The organism is Dongia sp. agr-C8 (genome assembly GCF_054658695.1).
This window is the reverse complement of sequence record NZ_BAAGHZ010000002.1, coordinates 594,279-614,939: the sequence shown is the minus strand read 5'-3', so window position 1 is coordinate 614,939 and position 20,661 is coordinate 594,279. Positions and strand designations below refer to the sequence as shown.

Here is a 20,661-nt window from a genome sequence, read left to right as displayed (position 1 = left end):
ATCGGCGTAAAGAGACCATGACTAGCGATACGCTCACGCGCATCCGGTACAGGTATCTCCCCGATCATCTGATCGGGGAGATCCTGGCCAAGCGCTGGATCGACAACGCGGTCCCGTTCCTGGCCCTGATCGTGCTGGTGGCGGTGTTCGGCACGATCTCGCCGGGCTTCCTCTCCGCGTCCAGCATCACCGATCTCGGTTTCCAGGTGGCCGAGTTCGGCCTGATCGTGCTCGGCCTCTCGATCGTGCTGATGTCGGGCGGCATCGATCTCTCGGTCGCCTCGGTCTTCACCCTGGCGGTGCTGGCCTCGCTGATCGGCACCAATGTCCAGGGCCTCTCGGTCGGCCTCACCTGCTTCGGCGTGGTGGCGATGGGTGTGGTCTGCGGCTCGATGAACGGCTACCTGATCGGCTTCCTGCGGCTCCGCGCTTTCCTCACCACCCTGGTCACGCTGATCATCTTCCGCTCGATCTATGACATCCTGTTCCTGCGGATGTCGACCGCGATCGTCGCGGGCTATTCCGATTCCGATCTCCTCTATTTCATCGGCACCGGCACGGTGCTCGGCATTCCCTTCTCGCTCTGGGTGACCGCGGTCATCGCCATCGCCTGGCACATCGTGCTCTCGCGCATGCGGCCCGGCTGGCGCCTGACCGCCGTCGGCGGCGCAAGGCGTTCGGCCTACAATGCCGGCATCAGCGTCCGGCGCACGGTGTTCTTCGCCTATGTCTGGTCGGGTGCGTTGAGTGCGCTGGCGGGCTTCCTGTTCGCGGCCCGCATCGGCAGCACCGGCGCGGATACCGGCGTCGGCCTCGAAGTCTCCGCACTCACGGCCGCCGTGCTCGGCGGCAATTCGCTGGGCGGCGGGCGCGGCTCGGTCGCCAAAGCGGCGATGGGCGCGCTCTTCGTGCTGATCCTCAGCAACAACCTCACCAACTTCGGCATCTCCGGCCCGGTCAACTCGACCATCCTCGGCGGCGTGCTGATCGCCGCGGTCTTCGTCGATATGCGCTGGCTGCGCAACCGGCACAAATGGCTGTCGAAGATGTATGTCTCGCCGGCCTATCTCCAGCTCCCGCCGCCACCCTCGGCGACAGATCCCCAATCACCCTATGCACTCAACGACCGGCTGCGCTCGGTGGAGATCATCGGTCTCGGCCAGATCGACGGACCGGAGGATGTGATCCTCGACCGCGACGACAACCTCTATTGCGGCACGCGGCACGGCGACATCGTCCGCTTCTTCGGACCCGACCACAAACGCCATGAGGTCTTCGCCCATATCGGCGGCCATCCGCTCGGCATGCAGTTCGACCGCGACGGCAACCTGCTGGTTTGCATCGGCGGCATGGGTCTCTACAAGGTCACGCCGCAGAAAGAGGTGGTGAAACTCACCGACGAGACCAACCGCAGCTTCCTCTCGGTGGTGGACGATTCGCGCCTGCGCCTTGCCGACGACCTCGACATCGCGCCGGACGGGCGCGTCTATTTCAGCGAGGCGACTGTCCGCTACGAGCAGGAGGAATGGGCGACCGACGCGCTGGAGAGCCGCGGCAACGGCCGCATCATCGTCTATGACCCGCGCAACGGCACGACCAAAACGGAGATCCACCGCCGGGTCTTCCCGAACGGCGTCTGCATGGCGAATGACGGCGTCTCCTTCTTCTTTGCCGAAAGCTGGATCGCCACCATCCAGCGCTATTATTTCGACGGGCCGAAGAAGGGCAGGATCGAGACCGTCCTCTCGAATCTTCCCGGCTATCCGGACAACATCAACCGCGCCTCGGATGGCAATTACTGGGCGGCCCTCCTCGGCATGCGCACGCCGGCCCTCGACCTCGCGCTGTCGATGCCCGCCTTCCGCCGCCGCATGGCGCGGCGCGTGGCGCCGGATCTCTGGCTCTATCCCAACATCAACACCGGCTGCGTCGTGAAATTCGACGAGCAGGGCAACATTCTCGACGCGCTCTGGGATCTCGGCGGCCAGAACCACCCGATGATAACCTCGATGCGCGAGCACAAGGGCTATCTCTACCTGGGCGGTGTGTCGAACAACCGGATCGGGCGTTACAGACTCCCCGACGCCGATCCGAACTGGACCGCCCAGGACTTCTATTGGGGCCCCGAATGATGGAAGCCCTGAAGCGGCTCTACGCCAATTTCCGCGGCTTCGACGAGCCCGGCAGCACTGTCCCGATGATGGACGGGCCGCTGAAGCCGAACAACGCGCTCGACGCGGCAAGCGTGGTGCTGCGCATGGCCGGCATCGACAATCTGACCGCGACGCCCGCCGGCCTGGTCTGCTCCGGCGGCGCGGCGCTGATGCGACTGCGTGCCGCCGGCGCCGCCCTGGAGGCCTCGGGGGTGCGCAGCTTCTCCAGCGAGATCACCTGCCTCGCTGCCGACGCGGCCGGCGCGCTGGCGATCGGCCTGGACGGGCAGGGGATCCTGGTCCAGGGCGGCCGCCATGACGGCGTCGAGATCAAGGCGGCCGGCGGCGTGCCGCTGCGCTCGCCTTCTGCGGCCTCGTTCCTCGATCCGGACACATTGGTCGTCGCAAACGGTTCCGCCGAATACAGGATGTCCGACTGGAAGCGCGACCTGATGAACCGGCGCGCGACCGGCAGCGTCTGGCGGATCGCCCTCGCCAAGAGCGGCGAAGCGACGCCGCTCGCCCGCAATCTCGCCTTTCCGTATGGCCTGGCGCTCGGCGAGAACGGCACGATCCTGGCCGCGGAATCCTGGCGTCACCGCATCGTCGCCCTGGATGCCGGCAGGTCGCGCGCCGTGTTCTCCGACCTGCCGGCCTACCCGGCCCGGATCGCACCGGCCGCGGGCGGCGGCTTCTGGCTTGCGCTCTTCGCGCCGCGCAACCAGCTGATCGAGTTCGTCCTGCGCGAGGAGGACTATCGCCGCCGCATGGTCGCGACCATCGATCCCGCCTATTGGATTGCGCCCTCGCTTTCCAGCGGCTTGAGCTTCCTGGAGCCGATCCAGGGCGGCGCGCGCAAGAAGCTCAACATGCTGAAGCCCTGGTCGCCGAGTTGGTCCTACGGCCTGGTGGTGCGCTGCGACGCGAACATGCGCCCGCTGGAAAGCTTCCACAGCCGCGCCGACGGCAGCATCCATGGCGTTACCTCGCTGGTGGAGGTGGACGGCGTCTTGCTGGCCGGCGCCAAGGGGTCGGGTGCGATCGTGCGTCTCCAGGATGGGGCCGTGCGATGACCGCGCTGCTGGAGCTCAGGAAAGCCACCAAGGATTTCCGCGGCGTCGCCGCGATCAAGGACGTGGACTTCACCCTGGAAAAGGGCGAGATCCATGCCATCCTGGGCGAGAACGGCGCCGGCAAGTCGACGCTCACCAAGGTGCTGGCCGGCGTCTATCAGCTCTCCGAAGGCGAAATGCTGTTCGACGGCAAGCCGGCGCAACTCGCTTCTCCCGCCGATGCGCTCGACCAGGGCATCGCCATGGTGTTCCAGGAGACCAACCTGGTGCCCTCGATGACGGTGGCGCAGAACATCTATCTCGGCGACGAGAAGATGTTCAACCGGCTGCGCGGGCTCTACATCCAGGCCCAGCGCTTCCTGCTGTCGCTGAACTTCTACGTCGATCCGATGGCGCTGGTCTCCTCCCTGGGCGCCGGCAAGAAGCAGATGGTGGAGATCGCCCGCGCCGTGCACCACAAGGCGCGGCTGATGATCTTCGACGAGCCGACCGCGACCTTGACCCCGGAGGAGAAGTTCCACTTCTTCAACCTGGTGCGCCGGCTGCAGCGCGACGGTGTCTCGATCATCTTCATCAGCCACGCGCTGGAAGAGGCGCTGGAGCTTTCCGACCGGATCACCGTGCTGCGCGACGGCAAGGTCTCCGCCAGCGACTTGACGCGGAATTTCACCCGCGACCGCATCATCCAGGCCATGGTCGGGCGCAGCCTGACCGACGAGCTCTACAGCGGCGGCGGAAAGGATCGCACCCCGCGACCCTATGGCGAGAAGGTGCTGAGCATCCAGAACCTCTCCATGGGCACGGTGGTCCGCAACACCTCGTTCTCGGTCTTCTCGGGGCAGATCACCGGCCTCTTTGGCCTGGTGGGATCGGGCCGCACCGAGACCATGAAGATCGTGAGCGGCGTCCTGAAGCGCGACTTCTTCCACGGCGGCACGATCAGCTTCAACGGCCAGTCGGTACGCTATCGCACACCGCGGCCTGCCGTGCGCGACGGCATCGTCTACGTGACCGAGGACCGCAAGGTCGAGGGCTTCTTCGAAACCATGTCGATCGCCGCCAATATCCAGCTCGGCACCGTCGCCAAGGGCGTCAACCCGCTGGCCGTCATCTCCATGGCCGAGGCGCGGGCGATGGCCCGGCAATGGACCGAGCGGCTGGCGATCAAGGCGATCGACCCCAATGCCCGCATCATCGAGCTGTCCGGCGGCAACCAGCAGAAAGTGGTGATCGCGAAATCGGCGGTGCAGAAGCCGAAGATGATCATCTTCGACGAGCCGACCCGCGGCGTCGATGTCGGCTCGATCGTCGAGATCCACCGCTTCATCAACGAACTCGCGGATACCGGCATGGCGGTGATCGTGATCTCGTCCTATCTCCCGGAGATCCTGGCCCTGTCCGATCGCATTCTGGTCGCTCGGCAAGGCCGCATCGTCGAGGAAATGGACAGCAAAAGCGCCACAGAGCAGCGCATCATGTACGCCGCGGTGCATTGAGGATCGGACGCGACTGGGGCGGGGTCCGCTGTCGGCGCTTAGCGGACAAGCCGCGCCCGTGAACGGCAACGTCCTCTTCGGCCCATCCAAGGAAAGCAAGAGTTTATCGATGTTCCAGTCGCGGCAAGTTCAGAGGCCTGCAAAGGCGGATCTGAGCGCCCGGGCCAGCAAGACGGCGGCCCGTTTCCGGCTGGCTTGGTCCTTGTAGCTGTCGTTGCGCATCTCGAACTCGACATAGGGAATGCCGGCGGCCTCGGCGTGGACCGGGAGGGTGTAGTCATTCTCCATGCTGACGACATAGGGCTCGTTCTCGCCGATCACGAGGCCGCCGGAATCCGCCGCGAGCAGGTCGAAGACCCGCCGGCGCATGCGGTCGTCCGGGCCGCTGATGACGCCGATATGCCAGGGCCGCAGCTTGCCGCCGGAGAGCTGGGCGGTGCAGCTGTGCATCGCGACGATGCAGAGCGGCTTCGGTCGCCGGGCGATCTCGGCGGCGATGCGGTCCTGGTAGGGGCGCATGATCAACTCGTAGCGCCGCTTGCATTCGTCGACCGTGAGATCGGCATTGCCCGGCACGAGGACGCCGTCGCTGACTTTGGCGATGCTGTCGCGCGCGGTGGGCTTGCGGTTGCTGTCGATGACCAGCCGCGAATAGGCCTGGCCGAACAGCGGCGCATCGAGTGCGTCGGCGACCGCGATCGCGATCGGCCAGATATCGACGTCCCAGGCGATATGGTCATGGAGATGCGCGGCGGAAAGGCCGAGGTCGTTGAGACCCTTGGGCACCACGTTGCCGGCGTGATCGCTGACCAGGAGGAAGGGCGATTGGCGTTCGGCGCCGTGGCTGAGCACGGGATCGGGATCGCCCGGCACGAAGCCGTTCCATTCAGGTGCCGACATGCGTGATGATCCGATCAGTAGACTTGGGCATACATCGAGAACAGGGTCTCGCGCTCGATCTCCGCGGTGAATTGCAGCTCACCGCGCTTGTGCATGAGATAGGGCATCTTCAATCCCTCGGGCATCAAGGCGGCGGGCGCCTGCTCCAACTGGTCGAGCGCGTCGCCGAGGCTGCTCGGCAGCGCTTCGATCCCATTGGCCTTCTTCTCCGCTTCCGACATCTTCGCGATGTCGATAACCGTCGCGGCCTTGGGCAGCGCCAGCTTGCCCCGCAGTCCCATCAATCCCGCGCGCACGATCGCGCCCAAAGCCAGGTGCGGCGTCGCCGCGGCATCGGCGGCGCGGTATTCGAAATTGAAGCTCTTCTCGACCTTGGCGCCGGGCTTCTCCGAGACCGGGCAGATCCGCACCAGGGCTTCCCGATCGCGGGCACCGAGGTTGGTGACCGAGGCGCTCCAGGCATTGGGCCGCAGCCGGTCATAGGAGATGCGGCTCGGCGCCGTCACCGCGCAGAGCGCGCGGCCCTGCGCCAGGATGCCGGCGACGAAGGGCGCGGCGGCGGCGGAGACGCCGTGAGGGCCATTGGCATCGTAGGAGAGCGGCTTGCCGTTCTTGTCTTCCAGGCTGAAATGGATGTGGACGCCGTTGCCGACGCCGCCGGGCCTCATGATCGGCGTGAAGGTTGCGCGCCAGCCTTTGCGCCGCGCGGCGGCGCGCACGATCTGGCGCAGCTTCACGGCGCGATCGGCCGCCTCGAGTGCCAGGGCCGGGCGCATCGTGACCTCGAACTGGCCCGGCGAATATTCCGGCAGGAAGGTATCGGGCTCCAGGCCGGCGCGGTCGATGGCGGCGAGGATCACTTCCGGCAAATCGTCGATCTGCCGGATCGCCTCCAACCCATAAGCGGAACCGAGACGCGGCTCCAGCCCAACCAGGGTGAACTCGTGCTCGAAGGCGACGCGAAGGGTGAGCCCGAAGTCGTCGGCGAGTTCCTTGATCGCCGCCTGCAGATAGGAACGCGGGCAGCAGGCCCAGGGCCGGCCGTCCATTTCCTCGACGTCGCCGAGGATGAAGCGCTCGACAGGGCTGCCGTCGCCGAAATCGATCACGCAATCGCCGGCGCGGTCCGGCCGCAGCAGCAGGTCACCGGAAGCACCCCAGGGCGTCGCCGGGATGGCGCCGAAGCAGTTGATCATAACGTTGGTCGGCGTCCAGCCGACGCCCTTGTCCCAGCGCTCGTCGAGCTCCCGCGCGGGATACCCCTTGCCGCGCACCTGGCCGGCGAAGTCGCTGTAGACCGCCATCACGAAGGCTTCTTTGTGCACCGCCGCTCACCCCTTCCGAACCGCGAATCCCCGGCGGGCATGATGCCTGAAATCATCGGCGCGGTCTGCCCTCGGAGATACGCCGATCTCGCCCTCTCTAAGCGTCAATGTCCGCTTTGGGTCAGGAGCGGACATTCTGGTCCTGAAGATCTCTGATAACCAGCGCGGTGAACTCGGAGATTATGCTTGGCCGCACTTCAGACGCCGAACCAATGCCTATGTTCAGCTGAATCCCCAGCCTGAATCCAGCGACAGTCTTCTCAATTAGAAGATTTGATATCCTCACACCACCATCGGTGAGGTCGATGTCGAAGAACAGCGATTTAGCCTCTCGAAAGATTAGCGCCGCCGGTCTAAAGCCTTCGTACTCGGGGAGACCCGTGAAATTTCCGTTCAAGTCATTCAGTGTGAGAGTTAACGACTGTGCATCCGTAATGAACTCAGCACTCTCTATACGAACGTCGTGAAGTCCGCCGAGCTTTTGCACCCAGCTGACGGGATCTTCGACAATGCTCCCGTTCTTAGGTTTCATCTGCCTTCTTTGATTGATGTCTGCTTTGGGTCAATAGCGGACCAAGCCCTACCGATAACGATCGGCAAACCGCCGGAATACTTCAATCATAGGGTCATTCAATGAAACCAAATAGCGCTCTTGTTCATCGATGAGGTCTTCAATCTTGCCGTTCATCTTCAATATCACGGCAAGAGCAATGGTGCTCATTGCACGGTAATTGTGGAGCGGGAAATGCATCCATGCAGATCGATTTGTCGGGGATAATGCCGCGAAGGCAGCGCGAGGATCGGAGAACTTCTCGTAGTACGGAAGGCCAAATCGCTTAAAGTCTTCGAATATCGACTCTGCCACGATGGGTACATCTTCGATTACTTCGATCGTCCACCGCTTCTGCGCCCCTTGCGTGAGATTCCCGATCTCGACGCCCATCGTGGATGTGTCTTTATTGGGCGCGTCTGCATGCACCAGGTTTTCCACCGCATCAAATCTGATGGCGAGTGTGGCAGTCACGTCAAAATCCGTCTCGTGATTGATGTAGGCAAGGTAGAAAGCCTGCCGCCCTCCTTCCATCTTTCGGAAGTAGGATCGGTCCCTCTTTCGAAAACCAAAGTCCTTCAACTTCACGCCGACTTCCGACGCGAGTTGCGCTCTGAGTTCCTTTAGCGTCATGCGCTCCTCGAGCCGGCTCACGTTGCGAAGGGCTGCAGACCAGCGTCTCCATGTCCGCTTTGTGTCAGAGGCGGACAAGCTCCGATCTCCGCTCAGACGTCTCGGTCGCCGGATGAAACAGCCCGGCTTCCGCCTATCTGCAATCGGAAACTAATTCTAGCATCGGGCGGGGAAATAAGCTACATTATTGTATGAGCTTTCGCTGTGCTGCGGAGCGTGGCAGGCGCACCGACACCGCTCGCTCAGCCATTTCTGCTCAACCCCAGCGGGCGACGATGCGTCGTGCCTCCGTCCCCGGCGAACGTCCCCACATGTCCACGCCCCTCACGCCGACCGAGACAATTCCCGCCGCACCCGGCTCGCACGAGTCCGTCCTGCGCCTTTTTGAAGTCGCCGCGGACATGGAATCGCTCCATGCGGCGGATGAGGGCGAAAACCTCCTCACCTTGCCCGATGCCGAGCCTGAACCCGCGCCGCTCCTCACCGCCGCGACGGAGCAAGCTGCGTCCCAGGAAATCGCGCCGCCAACCCGGACGAGACCCGGACGGCAGAGGCATGCCCGCCGCGCGGAGAACTTCGGCGCCTGCGTTGACCCCGACCATGCTTTCGTTTTCGGTCAGCATCTTGGCGCGGCGCCCACGCAGACGGGACGCAGACAGGAGACGCATTCCCACCGGCAACGGAACTGCGGCGTCCGGGTCGACCCCGACCAGATTATAGGTTGCCGTCAGCGCCGCGCCGCGCCGCCAACCCGGACTGGACCCGGAAAGAATAAGCATTCCCGCCGCGCGCAGAACTTCGGCGTCTGCGTCGACCCGGACCAAGGTATCGTTTTCTGTCAGGGTCTTGGCGCGCCGCCCACGCAGACCGGACGCAGACGGGAGCAGCATTCCCACCGGCAATGGAACTTCGCCGTCCGGGTCGACCCGGACCGGAACATCCATTGCCGTCACGGCCTCGACCCGCCGCCAACCCGGACTGGACCCGGACAGAATAAGCATTCCCGCCCGGCGCAGCGCCCGCGCTCAGAGGGCCTTGGCGCAGCGCGCGAGGATGTCGAGATAGCCTTCCGGCTCCCAGGCCGAGCGGCCGATGAACAGGCCGTCGATATGCGGGCAGGCGATCAGCTCGGCGCAGTTGCCGGGATTGACCGAGCCGCCGTAAAGGCAGGGCACGCGGCGGCCGAGCACGGATTTCGCGACGGCGATGATCTCGCGCTGGCGCGCATCGGCATAGTCGGCCGTCGCGGGAATGCCGTTCTCGCCGATCGCCCAGACCGGCTCATAGGCGAGCAGGATGGTGGCCTGGCGCTGCGCCGCGGCCAGCCGCCCGAGCGCGCCCTTGACCTCGCGCTCGAGCACTTCGTCGGCGCGGCCGCTCTCGCGGTCGGCCAGGGTCTCGCCGATGCAGATCAGCGGGATCAGGCCATGCCGCACCGCGGCTTCGACCTTGAGACCGACGGTCTCGTCGGTCTCGCCGAAATGCTCGCGTCGTTCGGAATGGCCGAGCTCGACCAGGTCGAGGTTGCAGTCCTTCAGCATCAGCGGCGAGATCTCGCCGGTCCAGGCGCCCTGGTCGGCCCAGTGCATGTTCTGCGCCCCGACCTTGACCGAGGTCGCGGCCAGGATCTCCTTCACCTGCCGCACGGCGGTGAAAGGCGGGATGACGAAACGCTGAATCCGCGGATCGCGTGCCGCATCCGCCTTCGCCAGCGCCTCGGCGAAGGCTTTCGCCTGCGCCAGGGTCTTGTTCATCTTCCAGCTGGTGCCGATCCAGGCGACAGGATCGCTCATTCGGCGGCGCCCCTGGTCGTCCCTTGGGCCGGCTCGACGCGGAGATCCTGGACGCCGCTGTCGATATGCGGCGCCCAGAAGGCGACGGATTCGGCGATCTGCGCCACCACCAGCCGGTCGGTCGGCTCGCGCTCCTTGAAGGAGAGCTCGAGGCAGATCTCGTTGTCCTTGCCGCCGCCCTCATGAAAGGCCTTGAGCAAGGGCTCCGGCTGGATGCGGCCCTTGGCGTTGTATTCGGCGATGAAGGGACGATGGCCGCTCTTGTCCATCATCGACTGCTTGATGTGGATGATCGGCGAGAAGCGCGGCACCGCGCGGGCCCAGGCGTAGGGGTCGTAGTCGTCGGGGTTCGGGCTGGTGACGTCGCCATGGTCGATGTCGGCCATCACCCACATCGGGATCGCCATCTTCGCCGCGGTCAGGCGGTCCTGCAGCTTGCGGAAGGCCTCGAGGGTCTCGCCGAACTCGCGGCCGATCGACATCGATTCCCAGAACAGATAGGTGAGGCCGGCGGCCTTGGCGTGTTCCGCGACTTCCGACCAGCAGTCGATCGCGATCTTGATCATCTCCTCGCGGCGCTTCGGGTCGTTGTAGTCGCGGTGCGTGAGGATCGCGAACTGGGTGCCGATCGCGGTGCCGCCGAGATCGGCGGTGATGTCGGCCTGGGTCTTGAACCAGTCGATGTAGTAGCGCCGCACGCCCGCATCGGGATGGCCGAAATGGTTGAGCCGGCCATAGGGCCCGGTCATGCCCGAGGTCACGCGCACCCCGGTGCGGCGCAGCGCGGCGTTCATGCGCCGGGTCAGGTCGCGGATCACTGGCACCGGCCAGGACGGGTTGATGAACTCATGGGTGAGCTGCAGGTCGCGGATCCGGATCTGCCGCGCGACGGTCTCGATCAGGTCCTCGGGCTCGGCGAAGCGGTTGACCAGCGGATTGGTATTGAGCGAAAGCGTGAAAGCCATGGCGGTACCCGAACTGTACGGCAGACCATCAACGGGTCGCATGTTTTCCAGGAAGGCGCAATCCCGGGCTATGTCACTCCTAGTGACAGGGCCGGATCCCGGGCCGTCAGTGCTTCCAGGGCGAGATCGGCGATCACCGGCAGATGGTCGGAGGCGCGGGCCGCCTCGGCATCGGTCCAGCATTGGGTGAGGGCGCCGGCCGGGCGGCAGAAGATGCGGTCGAGCTTGAAGATCGGGCGCCGGGCCGGGAAGGTGCGCAGGAAGCTCCAGGCCGGCAGCAGGTGGTCGAGCGCACGCCGCACCTCGCCGTGCCAGTCGTTGAAGTCGCCGAGCATGACCAGGCCTTCGGTCGGATCCGCGGCGCGGGCGAGGCCAACCAGCTTGCCGATCTGCCGCTTCCTTTCGCCCAAGCCGAGGCCGAGATGGGTGGCGATCGCCCGGAACGGCCCGCGCGGCGTCCGGATCACCGCGTCGATGGCGCAGCGCGGCTCGCGGCGGCCGATGCTGACGTCGTGCAGGATCACGGTTTCCAGCGGCCAGCGGCTGATCAGCACATGGCCGTAATGGCCGTCCTCGGCGACGATGGTGCGCGCCTCCGCCGCGTGGCTGCCGAGCGCCTGCTTCAGCGCCGCGAGCGGCAGGTTGGTCGGATCGCGGCCGCGCGAATCCACCTCCTGCAAGGCGACGATATCGGGCGCGTGCCGGCGCGCGAGATCGATGATCCGCCCCAGATCATAGCGGCGGTCGGCGCCGATCCCCTTGTGGATGTTCCAGGTGAGGATGCGAGCGGAGTCGGGAAGCGCCCCACCTGGCGCCCTCAGGACCGGCGCGTTCATCCGAACAGGCGCTGCAACCGGCGCACCACCAGCTGCAGGCCGAGCGAGAGCAGGATGGTGCCGACCAGCAGACCGGCAATGAAGGCGATGCCGCCCACCGTCGGATGCGCGATGATGCCGACGATGGTGCTGCCGAGCAGCGACATCACCAGGATGCCGGGTGCCAGGCCCAGTGCCGTGCCGACCGCATACTCGATCGGCGGAATCTTGAGCGCGCCCGCCGCCAGGTTCACCAATGTATAGGGCGCCGCGGGGATCAGCCGGATCGCCGTCACCGTAACGATGCCGCGGCCCTCGAAGCTCTGCTTGATGCGGTTGACGCGCGGGCCGAAGTAGCGTCGCAGGCGTCGCTGGCCCAACCACCAGCCGATCGAGTAGGTGACCAGCGCGCTCGCCATGGCACCGAGCGCGGCATAGAGCATGCCGGGCCAGACGCCGAACACCGCGGTGGTTCCGGCGATCAGGACGACGACGGGAAACGCCACCAGGCCCGAGAGCACGAAGACCACGAGCACGGCCAGCACTTCCCACGGCCCGCGGATCGCGCTGAGCATCCGCTCCCAGTTCTCGACCTGGGCGATGGCGCTGAGCGGTGTCAGAGTCCAGAGCGCCGCCAGGCCCATCAGCACCAGGGCCGCCAGCGCCAGCCAGATCCAGGGACCCTTTCGCATGCGCCCGTTGCTCTCGTTGCCTGCCAGCGTCGACAGGCCGGACAGCGACAGTGTCGGATCGATCGGCTTCTCCGGATCGGCGATGGCGGCCAGCGCTTCCGGCACGCTGTCCGGATGCTCGCCCTGCGCGATCGGTTCGAGCCGCCGCGCGGCTCCGCCGTTCAGCCGGTCGATGACCTGACGGATCGATCCGGTCTCGGCCATCGCCGCCGCGACCCGCGCCGGCTCCGTGCCGCAATGCTCGGCGATGAGCGTGTTGCGAATGGCGGCGATGGCGGACCGGCTGCGTTCGTCCTCGCCGAGGATCGTCAGGTCGAACTCGGTATCGACGCCCATCGAGCGCCGGCAGATGTTGGCCGACCCGATCCGCAGATAGGCGTCGTCGATCACCATGACCTTGGCATGGACCTTGATTTCCGCCTCGCGTTCCGTCGCGCCGTTGCTCGGCGCGAGGAACCGGACGCGGTCGCCGACTCCGCTCTCGCTGATCCGCTGCATGAAGCGGTGGCGGCCGGGGATCATGGCCGCATCCTCCACCCAGCTCGGATAGCTGTTGCTGGAGACGAGCACCGCTTCCAGATCGCGGTTGGCCTTCAGCGCGCGGATCAGCGCTTCCGCGACCGTTTCCAGGGTCAGATACTGATTCTCGATATAGATGCTGCGCTTGGCGTCGCGGATCATGCGGATGAAGAGTCGTTCGACCTCGGTCACCGCCGGCGCGCCGGCAAAGCCGGGCTCGGTCCGGGCCAGCGCAACGGCGATGTCGCGGAAGTCCGGCTCCACCATCTGCGGCCAGACCTGCTCCGGATGACGCGGCGCGAGGCGGCCGATCTTCTCGTAGGCCGCGCGGCTCCAGCGCGACCGCACGTATTCGCCGATGCATTGCGCCGCCGGACCGCTGACCATGACCTGCACGTCATGCACCGGGGAATAAGGCGCCCCGTCAAGCAGACGGCGCCGCGTGTCATGCGCTGCGTGACCACAGGCGTCCCAGCGGCCGCAGGAAAGGTCCATGCCGCCGCAGAACGCCACCGCATCGTCCACTACGATCAGCTTTTGATGATGCGAGGACCCCATCGGGATTTCGTCGTCGAGGCAGAGGTCGAGCCGGCGCGGCGTCTTCCAGCGCAGCGCCAGCGCCATCGCCGGGCGGAGCTCGCGTCCGGCCGCGTAGAGCAGCGAGAAATCCCAGAGCAGGATCCGGATCCAGAGGTTCGGCTTGCGCTTCACCAGCTCGGCCAGGAAGTCGCCGAGCCGCAGCGGATATCCGTCGGCGGCGATCTCCCGCCCGTCGGTATAGGAGAGAGACTCGAGGCGTGCGACGTCCTCTGCGCAGCCGGGAAACGGCATGCGGCGGTCGATGTCCCAACCGACGATATGGATGCTGTGCTCGGCCTTCAGCAGCACCGCACGCAGCGCATAGAAGTAGGCTTCCGCGTCGATCAGGACGGCGGCGCGCTCCGCCCGTTCCACGCGCCAGCAATCGCGCCCGGGCCGCAAGGGCTCCGGGATCCAAAAGTCGGGTGGCGCTTCCGCCGTCTCGGCTGGGTCTGGGGTTGGACAGGGTTGATGCGCGCGCACTCTTCGGTCCCGACACGTTTCTCTCTCCCTAACAACAGTCAGGTCGGAAAAAGGTGCCCTGCTTGGTGCCGGCGCCGGACATCGTATCGCAACACGAGGCCTTTACGGCTAGGCGAAGCGTCCTATAATATCCTTAGGCCATTAAGGGCAATCCGGGGGTGTGGATATGTCAGGTACCGAGATGATGGGCAGCGGCCGCTCTCGGCGGCGCAGCGAGGTCCTGACGTTTCTGTTTCTCACGGTGTTTCTGGCGCCAATTCTCGCCGTCGCCATCGTCGGCGGCTACGGCTTCGCCGTCTGGATGTACCAAATCATCGCTGGCCCCCCGGGTTCCTGAGGGGGGGTGGGCATGGGCGGGGCAACGGTCGACCGTTCGCGGCGCGCCTTCCTGTTCGGCGCGGAAGCGGAAACGCATATCGACCCGGCATTCCGGCCGCCCTGGGCTTTGCGCGACGTTTTTGCGGATCTCTGCACCGGCTGCGGTGAATGCATGCCAGCCTGCCCCGAAGGAATCGTTGCGCTGGACCGTGGCAATCGCGCCGTCGTCGACTTCCGGCGCGGCGAGGGGCTATGCAGCTTCTGCGGCGCCTGCGCCGAGATCTGCCCGGAGCCGGTCTTCGTCGCCCCCGCGGCGCGCGCCACGACGCCGCCCTGGACTCTGCGCATCAGCATCGGTGCCGACTGTCTCACCCATGACGGCGTCATGTGCCAGACCTGCAAGGACGCCTGCGGCGACGGCGCCATCCGCTTCGTCTATGCGGCCGGCCGCATTCCCGAACCGAGTGTCGATCTCGAGCGATGTACCGGCTGCGGCGGCTGCGTCGCACCCTGTCCGGCGTCCGCGATCCAGATCCATCGGATCGAGGCCGCCGATGCCTGACAGCGTCCATATCTCCAGCCTGGTGGTCCATGTGCGGCCGGACCGCTGCGCGGACTTGCGCGCCGAGATCGCCGCGCTGGTCGGGGCCGAGGTCCATGCCGGCACGGAAGAAGGCAAGCTGGTCGTCGTGCTGGAGACCGAATCCGAAGCCGAGACGATGGCGCGCATCGCCGCGATCAACGAGATGCAGGGCACGATTGCCGCGTCGCTGATCTATCACGAGATCGACGCGATTTCCGAGGAGAGTCACCATGGTTGAACTGACCCGACGCCAGATGATCAAGGCCAAGGCGGCCGCGATCGCCGCGACCGTCGCCGGCATCCCCGGCGCACAGGCCGCGAACGGCATCATTCCGGGCGACGAGGCGCGGCTCGACTGGTCGAAGGCGCCCTGCCGCTTCTGCGGCACCGGCTGCAGCGTGATGGTCGCGGTGCGGGACAACCGCGTGGTCGCGACCCACGGCGACATCCACGCCGAGGTCAACCGCGGCCTGAACTGCGTCAAGGGCTACTTCCTCTCCAAGATCATGTACGGCGCCGACCGGCTGACGCAGCCGCTGCTGCGCATGAAGGACGGCGCCTATGCCAAGGACGGCGAGTTCCAGCCGGTCACCTGGGAGCGCGCCTTCGACGAGATGGCGGCGCAGTGGAAGCGGGTGCTGAAGGAGAAGGGGCCGACCGCCGTCGGCATGTTCGGCTCCGGCCAGTGGACGATCTGGGAAGGCTATGCCGCGCTGAAGCTGATGAAGGGCGGCTTCCGCACCAACAATCTCGACCCCAACGCCCGCCACTGCATGGCCTCGGCGGTCGCCGGCTTCATGCGCACCTTCGGCATGGACGAGCCGATGGGCTGCTATGACGATATCGAAGCGGCGGACGCCTTCGTGCTCTGGGGCTCCAACATGGCGGAGATGCACCCGATCCTCTGGACCCGCATCGCCGACCGCCGGCTCTCCAACCCGCATGTCAAGGTTTGCGTGATGTCGACCTTCGAGCACCGGAGCTTCGACCTCGCCGACATCCCGATCGTGTTCACGCCGCAGACCGACCTCGCGATCCTCAACTTCATCGCCCACCACATCATCTCGACCAACCGGGTGAACAAGACCTTCGTCGATGCGCACGCCACCTTCAAGCGCGGCACGGTCGATATCGGCTATGGCTTGCGGCCGGAGCATCCGACCGAGGCCAAGGCAAAGAACGCCGCCACCGCCAACGATTCGACGCCGATGACCTTCGACGAGTTCGCCGCCTTCGTCGCCGACTATCCGGTCGAGAAGGTGGCCGAGCTTTCCGGCGTGCCGAAGGAGCGGCTGCTGGAGCTGGCCGAGCTCTATGCCGACCCGAAGGTCAAGGTGATGTCGCTCTGGACCATGGGCTTCAACCAGCACACGCGCGGCGTCTGGTGCAGCAACATGGCCTACAACATCCATCTGCTGACCGGAAAGATCGCCGAGCCGGGCAACTCGCCCTTCTCGCTGACCGGCCAGCCTTCGGCCTGCGGCACCGCGCGCGAGGTCGGCACCTTCTCGCATCGCCTGCCGGCGGACATGGTGGTCGCCAACCCGGCGCACCGGAAGCATGTCGAGGAAGTCTGGAAGGTCCCGGAGGGCACGATCCCGGAGAAGCCCGGCTATCACGCCGTGCTGCAGAACCGCATGCTGAAGGACGGCAAGCTCAACGCCTACTGGGTGCAGGTCAACAACAACATGCAGGCCGGCCCCAACATGAACGAGGAGGGCTATCCCGGCTACCGCAACCCGGCGAACTTCATCACGGTGTCCGATGCCTATCCGACGGTGACCGCGCTCGCGGCCGATCTCATCCTGCCGACCGCGATGTGGGTGGAGAAGGAAGGCGCCTACGGCAATTCCGAGCGCCGGACCCATTTCTGGCACCAACTCGTGACGGCGCCCGGCGAGGCGAAATCGGACGTCTGGCAGCTGATGGAATTCTCCAAGCGCTTCACCACCGACGAGGTCTGGACGCCGGAAACGCTGGCGGCGCACCCCGAGTTCAAGGGCAAGACCCTGTTCGAGGTGCTCTTCGCCAACGGCACGGTGGACAAGTTCCCGGTCTCGGACATCGAGAAAGGCTACGGCAACCACGAATCCGAGGCCTTCGGCTTCTATGTGCAGAAGGGCCTGTTCGAGGAATATGCCGGCTTCGGCCGGGGCCATGGCCATGATCTGGCGCCGTTCGACACCTATCACCAGGTGCGCGGGCTGCGCTGGCCGGTGGTCGACGGCAAGGAGACGCGCTGGCGTTACAGAGAGGGGCTCGACCCCTACGTCGAGGCGGGCAGCGGCGTGCAATTCTACGGCAACAAGGACAAGCGCGCGATCATCTTCGCGCTGCCCTATGAGCCGCCGGCCGAGGCGCCGGACGCCGAATACGACATGTGGCTCTCGACCGGACGCGTGCTGGAGCACTGGCATTCCGGCTCGATGACGCGGCGCGTGCCGGAGCTCAACCGCGCGGTGCCGAACGCGCTCTGCTACATGCATCCCGAGGATGCCCGGGCGAAGCAGATCCGCCGCGGCGATGAGGTGCGGGTGATTTCCCGGCGCGGCGAGATCAGGGTCCGGGTCGAGACCCGCGGCCGCAACAAGCCGCCGAGAGGCCTGGTCTTCGTGCCCTGGTTCGACGAGGGGCGCCTGATCAACAAGGTGACGCTGGATGCCACCGATCCGATCTCCAAGCAGACCGACTTCAAGAAATGCGCGGTCCGGATCGAGAAGGTGACGTCATGAGGGCGCGCGGCTTCATCCTGATCGCGGCGGCGGCCTTCGGCCTCGGCGCATCGCTGGCCTGGGCCCAGGACGCGGACGCGCCGGTCGCCGATCTCCGCGGCGACACCCCGCCGACCGAGGAGATCGCGCCGCCCCCGATCTACAAGGAGATCAACGACGACATGCGGCGGGCCCGAAACTATCCGGAGCAGCCACCGGTCATCCCGCACAACATCCGCGACTACCCGATCACCCTGAACGCCAACAAGTGCCTGACCTGCCATACCCGGGAGTTCACCGCGCAGTCCCAGGCGCCGATGATCAGCGTGACGCATTTCATGGACCGCGACGGCCAGATCCTGGCGACGGTCACGCCGCGGCGCTACTTCTGCACCCAGTGCCATGTGACGCAGGCTGAGGCGCCGGACCTGGTGAAGAACGACTTCGCGCCGATCGAGGAGATCCTGCGCATGCTGCGGCAGAAGCAGGGCAGCGGCGAGACCGCGCCGGCGCCGGCGGAGGATCAGCCATGATCGGTCGGCTGTGGCGCTGGGGCTGGCAGCTCGCTCTCGACATCTGGTTCGTGCTGCGCAAGCCGAGCGTCAACTTCAGCCTCGGCTTCCTCGTGATCGGCGGCTTCATCGCCGGCGTCGTGTTCTGGGGCGGCTTCAACACCGCGCTCGAAGTCACCAACACCGAGAAATTCTGCACCTCCTGCCACGAGATGCGGGACAACGTCTACCAGGAGCTCCAGGCCACGATCCATTTCACCAATCGCTCCGGCGTGCGCGCGACCTGTCCCGATTGCCATGTGCCGCACAAATGGACCGACAAGATCGCCCGCAAGATGCAGGCCTCGAAGGAGGTCTGGGGCAAGATCTTCGGCAGCATCAACACCCGCGAGAAGTTCCTGGATAAGCGCCGCGAGCTGGCCGAGCACGAATGGGCGCGGCTGAAGGCCAACGATTCGCTGGAATGCCGCAACTGCCACAACTTCGAATATATGGATTTCACGCGGCAGAATTCCCGTGCCGCGACCGCCCACAGCACCTATCTGGCATCCGGCGAGAAGACCTGCATCGACTGCCACAAGGGCATCGCGCATCAGCTGCCGGACATGAAGGGCGTGCCCGGCTGGGATCCCAGCGCCGCCGAGCTCTCCGATCCGGCGAATGCCAAGGTTATCGAGATTGCCCGGACTCTGCGCGCGCTGAAGACGGAGCCCTGAGCCGGAAGCGCAGGCCGGCAAGGCCGCGCGGCAGCAGCACGACGAAGCCGGCCAGGATCAGGCCCAAGCCAATGTCGCGCCAGTCGCCGAACTCGCGCATCGCCTCGTCGGAGAGCATCAGCAGCGCCGCACCGAGCAGCGGCCCCCAGACCGTGCCGATCCCGCCGACCACGATCATCGAGAGCAGGAACAGCAGCATCGAGATCGAGAATACGATCGGACCCACGGCCGCGAAGTTGACCGCGTAGAACGCCCCGGCGAGGCCGGTGAAGAAGGCCGAGAGGCCGAACAGCCAGAGCTGGTACTTGAACTTGCTGATGCCGCGCGAGACCGCGTAGCCGGGATTGTCGCGCAAGGCCTGGAAGGCGAGGCCGGCGGGACCCCGGATGATGGCGATGGCGAAAGCCGTCGCCAGCACCAGCAGACCGAGGCCGACATAGTAATGGCCGATGTAGAATTTCGACTTCAGGATCGCGCGGAAGCCGAGATCGCCGAAGCGGGTGAAGCCGCGCACGCCGCCGAACAGCGGCATGCAGCCGGATTCCGGATTGGTGAAGCAGTCGGTGTCGTTGGTGATCAGCAGGAACAATACCTGCGCCACGGCCAGCGTCAGCAACGCCACGTAAGGGCCGCGCAGCCGCAGGCAGGCAAGGCCGATCAGCACGCTGACGACCACGGTCGCCAGCGCCGCCAGCAGCATCGCCACGACCATCGGCATCTGGAAATAGTAGCCGAGCATCGCGGTCGCATAGGCACCGACCGCGAACAGCGCCATCTGCGCCAGCGAGAAGATGCCACCGATGCCCAGCACCAGGTTCCACTGGGTGACGACGATGGCCCAGATGAAGAACAGGGTGGTCTGGGTCACGACATAGCGCGTGCCGGTCAGGAACGGCAGCGCGATCGCCAGCGCGGTGAGGATGCCGCCGATCAGCAGATCGCGGCGGATGCCGGTCAAGTTCTTCACAGCCGCACCACCTGGCGGCGGCCGAACAATCCATAGGGCCGCCAGATCAGCACCACGATCACCAGCAGCAACAGCAAGGCGAAGCTGTAGCGGACGCCGAGCACATACTGGATGAGGGCTTCGAGCAGGCCGAGCACGATCGCCGTGGCCACCGTGCCGTAGACATTGCCGAGCCCGGCCACCACGCAGATGATGAAAGCCTTCAGCATCGGGTCGCCGCCCATGTTCGGCAGCAAGCCGGAAAGCGAGCTCACCATGATGCCGGAGATCGCGGCCAGCGCGCCGGAGAGCGCCAGGACCTGGGCATAGATCACGCCGACCCGGACACCCATCAGCTGCGCCGCCTCGCGGTTCTGCGCGGTGGCGCGGATCGCGCGGCCGAGGCGGGTTCGCTGCAGCAGCAACGAGAGCGCTACCATGAGGCCGATTGCCACGGCCAGGATCAGGATGTTCTGGTTCGGGATATGCACCGCGCCGATCACCTGCGCGCCGGTCAGATTCAAGGACTGCGGCTGCGGCTGCGGGCCGAAGGCGCGGAGGATCACGTTCTCGAGAATTGCGCCGATGCCGATGGTGGCGATGAAGATCTGGGTCTCGAAATTGGCCGAGCGCAGCATCGGCTGCGCCGCCGCGAGATAGATGAAGAGCCCGACCACGCCGCAGACCAGCATCGCCGCGGCGACGCCCGCCAGGGCGGGCAGGCCGAGGGCGGTCATCGCGTAGAAGCAGATATAGCCGCCGAGCGCCATCAGCGCGCCATGCGACATGTTCAGCATGTTCAGCGAGCCATAGACCAGCGCCAGGCCGATCGCTGCGACCGCATACATGGCGCCGAGGGTGAGGCCGGAGGCGAGGACCTGGACCAGCACATCCATATC

At 65.8% G+C, this 20,661-nt stretch carries 20 protein-coding genes; 9 read left to right on the top strand and 11 right to left on the bottom strand.

Annotated features, from left to right (window positions below):
• Window positions 1–17: 17 nt before the first annotated feature.
• Genes ACYQ4T_RS10385 through ACYQ4T_RS10375 form a run of 3 tightly spaced genes read left to right on the top strand, consistent with a single transcriptional unit; the run spans window position 18 to window position 4,722 of the window.
• A complete protein-coding gene (locus ACYQ4T_RS10385; RefSeq protein ID WP_459853424.1) occupies window positions 18–2,132 on the top strand; it encodes an ABC transporter permease in 2,115 nt (704 codons plus the stop codon).
• The gene (locus ACYQ4T_RS10380; protein WP_459853422.1) at window positions 2,129–3,226 is read left to right on the top strand and encodes a hypothetical protein; all 1,098 of its coding nucleotides are present in this window, start codon (window positions 2,129–2,131) and stop codon (window positions 3,224–3,226) included. Before ACYQ4T_RS10385 ends, ACYQ4T_RS10380 begins: the two co-directional genes overlap by 4 nt.
• Window positions 3,223–4,722, top strand: a complete 1,500-nt coding sequence (locus ACYQ4T_RS10375) for a sugar ABC transporter ATP-binding protein (RefSeq protein WP_459853420.1) — start codon at window positions 3,223–3,225, stop codon at window positions 4,720–4,722. The genes ACYQ4T_RS10380 and ACYQ4T_RS10375 overlap by 4 nt, the downstream gene beginning before the upstream one ends.
• Window positions 4,723–4,851: 129 nt before the next feature.
• Here ACYQ4T_RS10375 and ACYQ4T_RS10370 read toward each other — a convergent pair whose 3' ends face one another.
• The 9 genes from ACYQ4T_RS10370 to ACYQ4T_RS10330 all read right to left on the bottom strand — a co-directional run bounded on the left by ACYQ4T_RS10370 (window position 4,852) and on the right by ACYQ4T_RS10330 (window position 13,868).
• Entirely contained in the window at window positions 4,852–5,622 is a 771-nt protein-coding gene (locus tag ACYQ4T_RS10370) for an N-formylglutamate amidohydrolase (protein ID WP_459853418.1), read from the bottom strand.
• Between the two features lie 14 nt (window positions 5,623–5,636).
• Window positions 5,637–6,947, bottom strand: a complete 1,311-nt coding sequence (locus tag ACYQ4T_RS10365) for a type I glutamate--ammonia ligase (RefSeq protein WP_459853416.1) — start codon at window positions 6,945–6,947, stop codon at window positions 5,637–5,639.
• A gap of 121 nt (window positions 6,948–7,068) precedes the next feature.
• Entirely contained in the window at window positions 7,069–7,479 is a 411-nt protein-coding gene (locus ACYQ4T_RS10360) for a hypothetical protein (RefSeq protein WP_459853414.1), read from the bottom strand.
• Between the two features lie 48 nt (window positions 7,480–7,527).
• Complete coding sequence (locus tag ACYQ4T_RS10355) at window positions 7,528–8,208, bottom strand: hypothetical protein (RefSeq protein ID WP_459853412.1); 681 nt, start codon at window positions 8,206–8,208, stop codon at window positions 7,528–7,530.
• Between the two features lie 164 nt (window positions 8,209–8,372).
• Window positions 8,373–9,074, bottom strand: a complete 702-nt coding sequence (locus tag ACYQ4T_RS10350) for a hypothetical protein (RefSeq protein WP_459853410.1) — start codon at window positions 9,072–9,074, stop codon at window positions 8,373–8,375.
• An 81-nt stretch (window positions 9,075–9,155) separates the two neighbouring features.
• Window positions 9,156–9,923 carry a triose-phosphate isomerase gene (locus ACYQ4T_RS10345; RefSeq protein WP_459853408.1) on the bottom strand — a complete coding sequence of 256 codons (768 nt, stop codon included), beginning with the start codon at window positions 9,921–9,923 and terminating at the stop codon, window positions 9,156–9,158.
• Window positions 9,920–10,888, bottom strand: a complete 969-nt coding sequence (locus ACYQ4T_RS10340) for a TIM barrel protein (protein ID WP_459853406.1) — start codon at window positions 10,886–10,888, stop codon at window positions 9,920–9,922. Before ACYQ4T_RS10340 ends, ACYQ4T_RS10345 begins: the two co-directional genes overlap by 4 nt.
• A 68-nt stretch (window positions 10,889–10,956) precedes the next feature.
• Window positions 10,957–11,724, bottom strand: a complete 768-nt coding sequence (locus tag ACYQ4T_RS10335; RefSeq protein ID WP_459853403.1) for an endonuclease/exonuclease/phosphatase family protein — start codon at window positions 11,722–11,724, stop codon at window positions 10,957–10,959.
• Entirely contained in the window at window positions 11,721–13,868 is a 2,148-nt protein-coding gene (locus ACYQ4T_RS10330; RefSeq protein ID WP_459853401.1) for a VTT domain-containing protein, read from the bottom strand. The genes ACYQ4T_RS10335 and ACYQ4T_RS10330 overlap by 4 nt, the downstream gene beginning before the upstream one ends.
• Before the next feature lie 274 nt (window positions 13,869–14,142).
• Here ACYQ4T_RS10330 and napE point away from each other — a divergent pair, with 274 nt between their 5' ends.
• The 6 genes from napE to ACYQ4T_RS10300 are packed head-to-tail and all read left to right on the top strand — an operon-like array spanning window position 14,143 to window position 18,816.
• Window positions 14,143–14,313, top strand: coding sequence for a periplasmic nitrate reductase, NapE protein (napE, locus tag ACYQ4T_RS10325; RefSeq protein ID WP_459853398.1), 171 nt, complete (start codon window positions 14,143–14,145; stop codon window positions 14,311–14,313).
• A gap of 12 nt (window positions 14,314–14,325) precedes the next feature.
• Window positions 14,326–14,856, top strand: coding sequence for a ferredoxin-type protein NapF (gene napF, locus ACYQ4T_RS10320; RefSeq protein ID WP_459853396.1), 531 nt, complete (start codon window positions 14,326–14,328; stop codon window positions 14,854–14,856).
• On the top strand, window positions 14,849–15,115 hold the full coding sequence (locus tag ACYQ4T_RS10315; RefSeq protein ID WP_459853394.1) for a chaperone NapD: 267 nt from the start codon (window positions 14,849–14,851) through the stop codon (window positions 15,113–15,115). Before napF ends, ACYQ4T_RS10315 begins: the two co-directional genes overlap by 8 nt.
• Window positions 15,108–17,609, top strand: coding sequence for a periplasmic nitrate reductase subunit alpha (napA, locus tag ACYQ4T_RS10310; protein WP_459853392.1), 2,502 nt, complete (start codon window positions 15,108–15,110; stop codon window positions 17,607–17,609). Before ACYQ4T_RS10315 ends, napA begins: the two co-directional genes overlap by 8 nt.
• Window positions 17,606–18,121, top strand: coding sequence for a nitrate reductase cytochrome c-type subunit (locus ACYQ4T_RS10305; protein ID WP_459853389.1), 516 nt, complete (start codon window positions 17,606–17,608; stop codon window positions 18,119–18,121). The genes napA and ACYQ4T_RS10305 overlap by 4 nt, the downstream gene beginning before the upstream one ends.
• Window positions 18,118–18,816 carry a cytochrome c3 family protein gene (locus ACYQ4T_RS10300; protein WP_459853387.1) on the top strand — a complete coding sequence of 233 codons (699 nt, stop codon included), beginning with the start codon at window positions 18,118–18,120 and terminating at the stop codon, window positions 18,814–18,816. Before ACYQ4T_RS10305 ends, ACYQ4T_RS10300 begins: the two co-directional genes overlap by 4 nt.
• Here the strand turns inward: ACYQ4T_RS10300 and ACYQ4T_RS10295 are convergent.
• Both ACYQ4T_RS10295 and ACYQ4T_RS10290 read right to left on the bottom strand, forming a co-directional pair.
• Window positions 18,770–19,783, bottom strand: coding sequence for a branched-chain amino acid ABC transporter permease (locus ACYQ4T_RS10295; protein WP_459853384.1), 1,014 nt, complete (start codon window positions 19,781–19,783; stop codon window positions 18,770–18,772). The genes ACYQ4T_RS10300 and ACYQ4T_RS10295 overlap by 47 nt on opposite strands.
• Window positions 19,780–20,658 carry a branched-chain amino acid ABC transporter permease gene (locus ACYQ4T_RS10290; protein ID WP_459853382.1) on the bottom strand — a complete coding sequence of 293 codons (879 nt, stop codon included), beginning with the start codon at window positions 20,656–20,658 and terminating at the stop codon, window positions 19,780–19,782. The genes ACYQ4T_RS10295 and ACYQ4T_RS10290 overlap by 4 nt, the downstream gene beginning before the upstream one ends.
• Window positions 20,659–20,661: the final 3 nt, after the last annotated feature.